Origin of the sequence: Bradyrhizobium forestalis (assembly GCF_002795245.1) — a bacterium.
Lineage (GTDB): Bacteria > Pseudomonadota > Alphaproteobacteria > Rhizobiales > Xanthobacteraceae > Bradyrhizobium > Bradyrhizobium forestalis.
Genome location: NZ_PGVG01000045.1, coordinates 48,649 through 58,148, shown reverse-complemented (window position 1 = coordinate 58,148; position 9,500 = coordinate 48,649). Strand labels below are relative to the sequence as shown.

Annotated in this window: 10 protein-coding genes; 4 read left to right on the top strand and 6 right to left on the bottom strand. The window is 65.9% G+C overall.

The window, feature by feature from the left end:
• Positions 1-171: 171 nt before the first annotated feature.
• Positions 172-630, bottom strand: coding sequence for a nucleoside deaminase (locus CVM73_RS33445; protein WP_100236029.1), 459 nt, complete (start codon positions 628-630; stop codon positions 172-174).
• 120 nt (positions 631-750) lie between these two features.
• On the opposite strand from CVM73_RS33445, the gene CVM73_RS33440 reads away from it, so the two are divergent.
• Together CVM73_RS33440 and rsmD are read left to right on the top strand one after the other, a co-directional pair.
• Complete coding sequence (locus tag CVM73_RS33440; RefSeq protein ID WP_167407204.1) at positions 751-2,682, top strand: pseudouridine synthase; 1,932 nt, start codon at positions 751-753, stop codon at positions 2,680-2,682.
• 1 nt (position 2,683) lies between these two features.
• Entirely contained in the window at positions 2,684-3,238 is a 555-nt protein-coding gene (gene rsmD / locus CVM73_RS33435) for a 16S rRNA (guanine(966)-N(2))-methyltransferase RsmD (RefSeq protein WP_100236027.1), read from the top strand.
• Between the two features lie 38 nt (positions 3,239-3,276).
• Here the strand turns inward: rsmD and mutL are convergent, their stop codons facing one another.
• Complete coding sequence (mutL, locus tag CVM73_RS33430) at positions 3,277-5,091, bottom strand: DNA mismatch repair endonuclease MutL (protein WP_100236026.1); 1,815 nt, start codon at positions 5,089-5,091, stop codon at positions 3,277-3,279.
• A gap of 240 nt (positions 5,092-5,331) precedes the next feature.
• Between mutL and CVM73_RS33425 the strand changes: the two genes are divergently transcribed.
• Complete coding sequence (locus CVM73_RS33425) at positions 5,332-5,649, top strand: ribbon-helix-helix domain-containing protein (RefSeq protein WP_100236025.1); 318 nt, start codon at positions 5,332-5,334, stop codon at positions 5,647-5,649.
• A 126-nt stretch (positions 5,650-5,775) separates the two neighbouring features.
• Here CVM73_RS33425 and CVM73_RS33420 read toward each other — a convergent pair whose 3' ends face one another.
• The 4 genes from CVM73_RS33420 to CVM73_RS33405 are packed head-to-tail and all read right to left on the bottom strand — an operon-like array spanning position 5,776 to position 8,744.
• Positions 5,776-7,344, bottom strand: a complete 1,569-nt coding sequence (locus CVM73_RS33420; protein ID WP_100236024.1) for a GMC family oxidoreductase — start codon at positions 7,342-7,344, stop codon at positions 5,776-5,778.
• 27 nt (positions 7,345-7,371) lie between these two features.
• The gene (locus tag CVM73_RS33415; RefSeq protein WP_100236023.1) at positions 7,372-7,920 is read right to left on the bottom strand and encodes a Twin-arginine translocation pathway signal; all 549 of its coding nucleotides are present in this window, start codon (positions 7,918-7,920) and stop codon (positions 7,372-7,374) included.
• Positions 7,921-7,961: 41 nt separating this feature from the next.
• Positions 7,962-8,357 carry a VOC family protein gene (locus CVM73_RS33410; protein WP_100236022.1) on the bottom strand — a complete coding sequence of 132 codons (396 nt, stop codon included), beginning with the start codon at positions 8,355-8,357 and terminating at the stop codon, positions 7,962-7,964.
• Positions 8,358-8,744, bottom strand: coding sequence for a c-type cytochrome (locus tag CVM73_RS33405; RefSeq protein WP_167407207.1), 387 nt, complete (start codon positions 8,742-8,744; stop codon positions 8,358-8,360). It lies immediately after the preceding gene.
• A gap of 319 nt (positions 8,745-9,063) precedes the next feature.
• Here CVM73_RS33405 and CVM73_RS33400 point away from each other — a divergent pair, with 319 nt between their 5' ends.
• The gene (locus tag CVM73_RS33400; protein WP_100236032.1) at positions 9,064-9,360 is read left to right on the top strand and encodes a hypothetical protein; all 297 of its coding nucleotides are present in this window, start codon (positions 9,064-9,066) and stop codon (positions 9,358-9,360) included.
• Positions 9,361-9,500: the final 140 nt, after the last annotated feature.

The window sequence follows — 9,500 nt, the reverse complement described above, 5'->3', positions numbered from 1 at the left end:
CCGTCGCTCTTGCACTCAACACCAGGCCTCGGAAGACCCTGGGCTGGAAAACACCGGCAGAAACTCTCGACGAATTGCTGCGGGTGAGCGATACACAAGGTGTTGCGACGACCGGTTGAAGTCGCCCCGGATGCCCCGGTCAAGCCGGGGCATGACAGCGGAGTGTGGGAGTCACCGCCGCTCCCGGAAGAACTCCTTGAGTAGCCGCGCCGCATCGCTCTCGCCGACGCCGGAATAGACGTCCGGCGCATGATGGCAGGTCGGCGAGGCAAAGAACCGCACGCCGGATTCCACTGCGCCGCCCTTGGGATCGGCCGCGCCGTAATAGAGCCGGCGGACCCTTGCAAAAGAGATCGCGCCCGCACACATGGTGCAGGGCTCCAGCGTCACGTAGAGGTCGCAGTCGACGAGGCGCTCGCTGCCAATCTTCGCGGCGGCCTCGCGCAACGCGACAAGCTCGGCGTGGGCGGTCGGATCATGGTCGGTCAGCGTCCGGTTGGCCGCGGTGGCGATGACCTCGGAATTGCGGACCACTACGCATCCGATCGGAACTTCGCCCGATTTTCCGGCATTTTCGGCCGCCAGAAGCGCCAAATCCATGAAAGAAGGGGCTTTCATGCCTCGTATCATCGCCAGAAACCTGCTACTAGCTCCGCCTTCAGCAAGAGTGGATACCGATTTTGCCTGGGCGTGCGGCTCGGAACGAGCGCGCACAATGCTCATCGCGCCACCCCTTAAGTGAGATCATTCATGCCTCGCGACAGCGACAAAGACAACGATTCCCGCGGCCGGCGAGGCCCGGCCAAAGGCCGTAGCGGCAAGCCGCGTGGCCCCGAGAAGAAATTCGCCAAGCGCGGCTTCGAGGGTAAAGGCGATCGCGACAGCCGCCCGCCCCGTGGCGACCGCGACAGCCGTCCGTTCCGTCGTCGCGATGAGGGCGATGCCCCGCGTCGCGACTTCAGTGACCGTCCCCGCTTCAAGCGCGACGATCGCAGCAGTGAAGGCCGTGGCGAGCGCAGCTTCAAGCCGCGGGGCGACCGGCCGTTCAAGCCGCGCGGCGATCGCCCGAAATTCGACCGCGACGAGCGCGCGCCACGCGGCGAGCGAACTGAGCGGCGTTTCGAGGACCGCAAGTTCTCGCGTGGCGGTTCGGATCGGCCGCGCAAGGATTTCAGCCGCGACCGCGACTTCGAGGGCGGCGACCGCAAGCGCAGCTTTGGCGATCGCCCGCGCGATCGCGGCGAGCGCGGCGATTCCAAGCCGTGGCAGAAGCGCGAGGCGGGCCCGCGTGGCGATCGCCCGCGCAAGCCCTTCGACAAGGATTTCGGCGGCCGCGATCGCAGCGACGAGAAGCCTTGGCGTCAGCGCGACGATCGCCGCGACGGTGGCCGTGGCGACGACCGTCCGCGTTTCTCCCGGCGCCGCGACGAGGGTGATGATCGCCCGCGTTTCTCGCGCCCGCGCGAGGAGCGTTCCGGTGACGATCGTCCGCGCTTCAACCGCTCGCGCGAGAAGCGGCCGGAAGGCCGCATGAACTGGCAGGAGCATCCGCGCAACGAGGGCGGCTTCCGCGATCGTCCGCGCCGCGACAATGAGGACGACAGCAGGATTTTCGAGAAGCGTCCCGCCTTCGGCGGCCGCGGCGCCTATCGCGAGCGCGATCGTGATTTCGAGGGCCGGCCGCGCCGCGAGGACGCGCCGAAGCCGAAGAAGGCCGGCGAGCGCATCGCCAAGGTGCTGGCCCGCGCCGGCCTTGCCTCGCGCCGCGATGCCGAGGAGATGGTCACGCAAGGCCGCGTCACCGTCAACGGAAGGGTCATCAACTCGCCGGCGCTCGACGTCACCAAGAACGACGTGGTCATGGTCGACGGCAAGCCGTTGCCGGAGCGTGAACGCACGCGGCTGTTCCTCTATCACAAGCCGCGCGGGCTGATGACGACGCATGACGATCCCGAGGGGCGTCCGACCGTGTTCGACAATCTGCCCGAAGGCCTGCCGCGGCTGATCAGCGTCGGCCGGCTCGACTTCAACACCGAGGGCCTGCTGCTGCTCACCAACGACGGCGGGCTCGCGCGCACACTCGAGCTGCCCGACACCGGCTGGCTGCGCCGCTACCGCGTCCGCGCCCATGGCGACGTCACCCAGGCGCAGCTCGACGAGCTCAAGAGCGGCATCGAGGTCGAGGGCGTGAAATATGGTCCGATCGAGGCGACGCTGGAGCGCGACCAGGGCGCCAATGTCTGGCTGGTGTTCGCAATCCGTGAAGGCAAGAACCGCGAGGTGCGCAATGTCTGCGCCCATCTCGGCCTCGAGGTGAACCGGCTGATCCGCGTCTCCTACGGTCCGTTCCAGCTCGGCGAGATCCCCGAGGGCCAGGTCGAGGAGATCCGCTCCCGCGTGCTGCGCGAGCAGCTCGGCGACAAGGTGATCGAGAAGTCGGGCGCGCAGTTCGACGTGCCGCAGAAACCTTCTGCGGGCGGCGGCGATGCTCCCCGCGAGAACAAGCCCGCCAGCAAGCGTGCCGTGATCGCCGACCGCAAGGGCCGCCGCGTGCTGGTGCAGCGCACCGGCAGCGAGGAGGCGCGCGAGCGCAACGAGCTGGAAGCGAGCGGCTACGGCCCGCCGCGCCGTCCCAAGCGCGGCTATCACGGCAAGCGCGATCTGACGCCCCGGGAGGACTAGCTTGCGCGTCGTCGGCGGCCGATTGAAGGGGCGCAATTTGGCCTCGCCGTCCTCGCGCGACATCCGCCCCACGGCGGACCGGTTGCGCGAGTCGGTGTTCAACATCCTGGTGCATGCTTACGACGATCCGATTGCGGACGCGCGCGTGCTCGATCTCTTCGCCGGCACCGGGGCGCTCGGCATCGAGGCGGCCTCGCGCGGCGCGAAGTTCACGCTGTTCGTCGACAATGGCGCCGAGGCGCGGGCGCTGCTGCGCAGCAATGTCGAGGCGCTCGGCCTCGGCGGCGTCACCAAGGTTTATCGCCGCGATGCGACCGATCTCGGCCCCGCGCATCCGGTCGAGCCGTTCTCGCTGGTGTTCCTCGATCCGCCCTATGGCAAGGGTTTTGCGGAGAAGGCGCTCGCGAGCCTGCGCGACGGCGGCTGGCTGACACCGGGTGCGCTGCTGGTGGTGGAGGAAGCGAAGGCTGCGCAGTTCGTGACGCCGGAGGGATTCGAGGAGTTGGAGCGGCGCGCCTATGACGACACGGAGTTCGTGTTCTTGAAGAGGCCATAGGGTGGGTAGAGCGAAGCGAAACCCATCCTCTAACTGCGCTACCTCCGCCCGAACAGCTTCTCCACATCGCTCAGCTTCAGCTCGACATAGGTCGGCCGGCCGTGATTGCACTGGCCGGAGTTCGGGGTGTCCTCCATCTCGCGGAGCAGGGCGTTCATCTCCTCGGGCCTAAGCCTGCGGCCGGCACGCACCGAGCCGTGGCAGGCCATGGTGGCGGCGACGTGCATCAAGCGCCGTTCGAGCGGAAGCGCCTCGTCCCACTCGGCCATGTGCTCGGCGAGATCGCGCAAGAGGCCGCCGGCATTGGTCTTGCCGAGCAGCGACGGTGTCTCGCGCACCGCGACCGCACCGGGCCCGAAGGATTCGATGGCAAGCCCGAATGAGGCCAGTTCTTCGCTGCGCTCCAGCAGGCGCTCCACAGTGGCCTCGTCCATCTCGACGATCTCGGGGATCAACAGGATCTGCCGCTGCACGCCGTTCGCAGCGAGCGAGGCCTTCAGCCGCTCGTAGACAATGCGCTCATGCGCGGCGTGCTGGTCGACGATGATCAGGCCGTCGCGGGTTTGCGAGACGATGTAGGTCTCGTGGATCTGCGTGCGCGCCGCGCCGAGCGGGCGGTCGACGAGGTCAGCCACCGGCTGCGCCTCGATCCGCACGTCCGCACTGGGCGCGCCGACGTCGAAGGCAGCCTGCGCACGCTCGGCGAAAGCGGGTGCGCCGGCGCCTTCGAAGGACGGCATCGGTGCGACCGGGGCGGATGGAGAGGCGCGCCAGTCCCAGCTTGCCGGACGCGGCGGCGTGAACACAGGCCGGAACGAGGACAATGCGCTCTCGCCGCTGTTGGCGGCGGTGCGTCGGCCCTCGCGCGCCAGCGCCTCCTTCAATCCATGCACGATCAGCGCACGTACGAGGCCGGCATTGCGGAAGCGCACCTCGGTCTTGGCTGGATGCACGTTGGCGTCGACCTCGCGCGGGTCCAGCGTGACGAACAGCGCCAGCACGGGATGGCGGTCGCGCGGCAGATAGTCGGAATAGGCCGCGCGCACGGCGCCGAGAATCAGCTTGTCGCGCACCGGGCGGCCGTTGACGAAGAGATATTGTCCGAGCGCGTTGGCCTTGGTCAGCGCGGGAGCCGCGGCATAGCCGGCGACGACGACGCCCTCGCGTTCGGCATGGACCTCGATGGCGTGGCTGCGGAATTCGGCGCCGAGGATATCACCGAGCCGCGTCAGGCGTCCGGCGGCACCGGGCAGGGCGGCGGCCCAGGTCACCGGCGCGCGCTCCTCGCCCGCGAGGGTGAAGGCGATGTCGGGTCGCGCCATCGCGAGGCGCCGCACCACCTCGCGGATGGCTTCCGCTTCGGTGCGGTCGGTCTTCAAGAACTTCAGCCGCGCCGGCGTCGCGTAGAAGAGGTCGCCGACCTCAACACGCGTGCCATGCGCCAGCGCTGCCGGCATGATCTCGGACTTCTCGCCGCCCTCGACCGACAACGCCCAGGCGTGCGGCTCGCTCGCGTGCCGCGTGGTGATGGAGAGGCGCGCCACCGAACCGATCGAGGGCAGCGCCTCGCCGCGGAAGCCGAGGGTGCGGATCTGCAGCAGGTCCTCGTCGTCGAGCTTGGAGGTGGCGTGGCGCTCCACGGCGAGCGCGAGGTCCTTCGCAGTCATGCCGCCGCCGTCGTCGGTGATGCCGATCCGCCGCCGCCCGCCGCCGTCGGTGAAGACGTCGATCCGGCTCGCGCCGGCATCGATGGCGTTCTCGACGAGCTCCTTGACTACGCTCGCCGGACGTTCGACCACCTCGCCGGCGGCGATGCGGTTGACGACCTGTTCTGGCAATTGACGGACGGGCATGAGGCTTTCGATCTGGATTCGCTGACGGCGCTATTCTAGGCCGTGTTGCGTCAAAAGCATGTGTTGGGCAACAGCCGCGTGGCGGCCTGGGGAAGAGGGGTGCCTATCACATTGAAGACATTGGACGTTCGAGAAAATCGAGCATCGGCGCTCGACCGATCATCGGCCACCGTCCTGATTGTGGGGTGCCGGGCCGCAGTGTAGCATCGTGAAAAAATGGCAACAGGACGGGAGGACGCCATGTGCCATCTCTTCGCGCACCAGCCCCAACGCGACTACGAATCCCAGACCCGTTCCTTACGGATCGGCGGCCATTGCACCTCGATCCGGCTGGAAATGGCATTCTGGGACACGCTGGAGGAGATCGCGGCCAAGGAGGGCATGAGCCTCGGCAAGTTCCTGACCACGCTCTACAACGAGGTGCTCGACCATCACGGCGAGGTCAACAATTTTGCTTCGCTGTTGCGCTGCTCGTGTTTGATCTATCGATCGAAGACGATGGCGCCGGTGCAGGAGTTCAAGACAACCGTTGCGCCCATTCTCGACGCGGCGGAGTAGTTGCTGCAACAAGCACTGCATCCGCGATCTCGATGTCGTCCCGGCGTTTCGCAGGGACGACACCTTGAGTGTGGACACGAAATCCCTTCTCGACGTCGTCCTGGCGACCGCGACGGCAACGTCAGATCAAATCTCCTTCTTCTGCATCGCCCCCGCAATGTAATCCGCTTGCCGGATCGCCAGCGCGACGATGGTCAGCGTCGGGTTGCAGGCCGCGCCGCTGGTGAACTGGCTGCCGTCGGAGACGAATAGGTTCTTGATGTCGTGACTCTGCCCGTACTTGTTGACCACGCCGTCGCGTGGCTTCTCGCTCATCCTGTTGGTGCCGAGATTGTGCGTGCTCGGATAGGGCGGCGTCGGATAGGTCACGGTGGCGCCGACGGCATCATACACCGCAGCGCCTTGCTTGTAGGCATGCGCGCGCATCGCGACGTCGTTGGGATGGTCGTCGAAATGCACGCTCGCCACCGGCTGGCCGAACTTGTCCTTGACGACGGGATCGAGCGTGATGCGGTTGGTCTCCTGCGGCATGTCCTCGCCGACCAGCCACATGCCGGCCATCCTGGGATAACCGTCGAGCGCCGAGGTGAACGAGCGGCCCCAGGCGCCGGGGTTGAGGAATGCCGCCATGAACGGCAGGCCGATCGACAGCGTCTCCATCTCGTAGCCGCCGACGAAGCCGCGCTTCGGATCGTTGGCGGCTTCATCGCGGATGATGCCGGCCATGGTGGTGCCGCGATACATGTGCACCGACTTCTCGAACACGGCATAGACGCTGCCGGTCATGTGCCGCATGTAGTTGCGGCCGACCTGTCCCGATGAATTGGCGAGGCCATCGGGGAACATGATCGAGGCGCTGTTGAGCAGCAGCCGCGGGCTCTCGATCGAATTGCCGGCCACAGCCACGATGCGGGCCTTCTGGCGCTGCATGGCGCCGCTCTCGTCGGCGTAGACGACGCCGGTCACCTTGCCGCTGGCGTCATGCTCGATCTTGACCGCCATACTGCTTGGCCGCACTTCGAGATTGCCGGTCGACTCGCCCTTCGGAATCTCGGTGTAGAGCGTCGACCATTTCGCGCCGGATTTGCAGCCCTGGAAGCAGAAGCCGATCTGCTGGCAGGAGCCTCGCCCGTCGCGCGGCTGGCTGTTGATCGCCATGTTGCCGGTGTGCACGGTCTTGTAGCCGAGCTTCTTGGCGCCGGCTTCCAGGACCTTGAAGTTGTTGTTGCCGGGAAGTCCGGGAATGCCGTTGGTGCGCGTCACGCCCATCTTGTTCTCGGCCTTGGCGTACCACGGCTCCATCTCGGTAAGCGTGACCGGCCAGTCCAGGAGGTTCGCGCCGGGAATGTTGCCGTACGTGCTCTTCACCCTGAACTCGTGCTCGTCGAATCGCAGCGAGGCGCCGGCCCAGTGTGTGGTCGAGCCGCCGACCGCCTTGACGATCCAGGCGGGAAGCCCGGAAAAATCCTTGGCGACGCGCCATGTCCCCGACGTGGTGCGCGCGTCGGTCCAGGCGAGCTGGGAAAAGCTCTCCCATTCGTCGTTGATGAAGTCGTGGTTCTCGATGCGCGGACCCGCTTCGAGAATGACCACCTTGACGCCTTTCTGCGCGAGTTCGTTGCCCAGCGTGCCGCCGCCGGCACCGGAGCCGACGATCACCACAACGCTGGAGTCGTTCAGATCGAATTTTGCCATATGCGTTCTCCTGAACCGTTGGGTGCGTTAAGCCTTCGGCAGCCAGTCGATGTCGGCGAAGCCACGGTTGATGTAGCCGCCGTGCTCTGCCGAGGAGCCCTCGTAGCCGAACCGCGGCCAGACCTCCTTCTGGTTGTAGAGCGAGACGACGAGATCGCCGCGCACCTTCTGGAAGAAGTCGCTTTGCTCGATCTCCTTCAGGAGCACCACGCGGTCGGCTTCCCAGGGCACTTCGACATAAGGCACCTTGTGGCGGTCGCGCGCGTTCTGATCGAGCCGGCTGATGCCGCCGCTGATCAGCGATTTGACCGCGGGATCCTTCGCCGCCTTGCCGTCCCACGGCTTGATCGCGGTGATGTAATAGCTGTCGCCGAGCACATCGTGCGGATAGATGTCACGCGCGACCTTCAGCAGCGTCTTCATCGTCGCAGGCGAGAGCGCGCTCGTCTCTTCGGCCCAGGCATCCTCGATGCTGACGGCGACGCTGGTCGCAACGGCCGCGACCGGTACGGCGGTCGCCGCGCCCTTGAGAAAGACGCGGCGGCTGTGCTTGCTTCGGCGATCGACTTCCCTCATGGTTTCCTCCGTCAATTTTTGTGATTTGGATCGTGACTTGATCAGTTGAAGCGGCCGCCCCGCTGGATCACCTCGATCTTGTAGCCATCGGGATCGCTGACGAAGAAGAAGCGCGCCAGCGTTCGGCCGTCATGCTTGAAATCGCGTAAGGGACCCGGTGCGAGCTTCTCGCGCTCGAAGCGGGCATGCTCGGCATCGAGATCCTCGACCACCACGGCGAGATGGCCGTAGCCGTCGCCGAGCGCGTACGGCTCCTTGCGATCGAAGTTCACCGTCAGCTCCACCTCGAAAGGTGAGGATGGGTGACGCAGATAGATCAGGGCAAAGTCGGAAAACTTCAGATGGTCGGCGACCTCCAGGCCGAAGGCGCGCTTGTAGAAGTCGAGCGATCGCGCCTCGTCGCGCACGCGGATCATGGAATGGACTGGCTTTGCCATTCAGTTCTGCTCCCTAAGAAAGGTGATGATGGCGGCGCGCGTCTCCGGCTTGGCCTGCCGGTAGATCATGATCACGCCGGGAATGACGGCTTGCGGATTGGCCAGCCACGCATCGAGCCGGGTCTCGTCCCAGGTGAAATCAGCCTTGGCGAGGCCGTCCGAATAATGGAAGCCCTCGACCTTGCCGGCGGGCCGGCCTACGATCTTGACCAGGGGTGGGCCTTGCCGCATCGGCTCCGACAGGCTCAAAGTGTGACACACCCCGCACTGCTGCTTGAACAGTGTGGCGCCATCCGGCGGCTTTGCGGCCGGCAACGGCATCTGCGCGTCGGCAACCCGCACCACCAGCACCATCGCGGTGCACAATCCCAGCACGGCCACGCGCATCGCCAAGAATCCGCCCATCTACATCCGCCCATCTCCATCAACGTGCGCAAACACTAGGCGCGGCCAAACATGCGGTGGTAGTAGCGGGCTGTTTCGCTGCGCGCGTCGATGCTTGTGGCGTGTGGTGTTCCGCGCTGCCTTATATGCGGAGCACAATTCCGCGAAACCGCCGTCAAATCCCTAAACGTTCACCACACGATGCGCATTGCATGACGGTTGCGCCGCTTGAACTCTCTACGCGATGCAATGGTCCGGTGCAGACAAGCGGCGCAAGGAGAGCCGCCGGGCCATTCATTGCGAAAAAATCCAGGAGAAATGGATGAAGTTGGTGAAGACCTCAATGATCGCATGCGCTCTGTCGGCTCTCGTTGCGACGCCCGTTCTCGCGCAAGGCGCGCCACCCGCTAAGACAGGCGGCGCGGTGCAAAGCAAACCCATGCAAGGCGGCACGATGGGCAGCGGCGATGAGGAGATGAATGCTCAGCCGGGCGCAGCGGGCGAGAAGTCCGGCATGAAGTCAACTAAGGGCACCAGAGGCACCACGGGTAGCGCTACGCACAAGGGAACGGCCGACGATTCCACCACAGGCGGCGCAGCCCCGTCCAAGCGCTACTGATGCAGATGGGATCAGCCCCGATTGCTGCAACGACGGAGGTGCGCTCCCTCCCCCGCGTGCGGGGGAGGGTTGGGGAGAGGGTGTCTCCGCAACGGGAGAATCCCCCTGAGGAGACAGCCCTCACCCGCGTCGCTTCGCTC

What these genes read in the sequence shown, in the direction of transcription:
- CVM73_RS33445 (WP_100236029.1), bottom strand. Translation starts at nt 630, where the DNA reads ATGATACGAGGCATGAAAGCCCCTTCTTTCATGGATTTGGCGCTTCTG.
- CVM73_RS33440 (WP_167407204.1), top strand. Translation starts at nt 751, where the DNA reads ATGCCTCGCGACAGCGACAAAGACAACGATTCCCGCGGCCGGCGAGGC.
- mutL (WP_100236026.1), bottom strand. Translation starts at nt 5,091, where the DNA reads ATGCCCGTCCGTCAATTGCCAGAACAGGTCGTCAACCGCATCGCCGCC.
- CVM73_RS33425 (WP_100236025.1), top strand. Translation starts at nt 5,332, where the DNA reads ATGTGCCATCTCTTCGCGCACCAGCCCCAACGCGACTACGAATCCCAG.
- CVM73_RS33420 (WP_100236024.1), bottom strand. Translation starts at nt 7,344, where the DNA reads ATGGCAAAATTCGATCTGAACGACTCCAGCGTTGTGGTGATCGTCGGC.
- CVM73_RS33415 (WP_100236023.1), bottom strand. Translation starts at nt 7,920, where the DNA reads ATGAGGGAAGTCGATCGCCGAAGCAAGCACAGCCGCCGCGTCTTTCTC.
- CVM73_RS33410 (WP_100236022.1), bottom strand. Translation starts at nt 8,357, where the DNA reads ATGGCAAAGCCAGTCCATTCCATGATCCGCGTGCGCGACGAGGCGCGA.
- CVM73_RS33405 (WP_167407207.1), bottom strand. Translation starts at nt 8,744, where the DNA reads ATGCGCGTGGCCGTGCTGGGATTGTGCACCGCGATGGTGCTGGTGGTG.
- CVM73_RS33400 (WP_100236032.1), top strand. Translation starts at nt 9,064, where the DNA reads ATGAAGTTGGTGAAGACCTCAATGATCGCATGCGCTCTGTCGGCTCTC.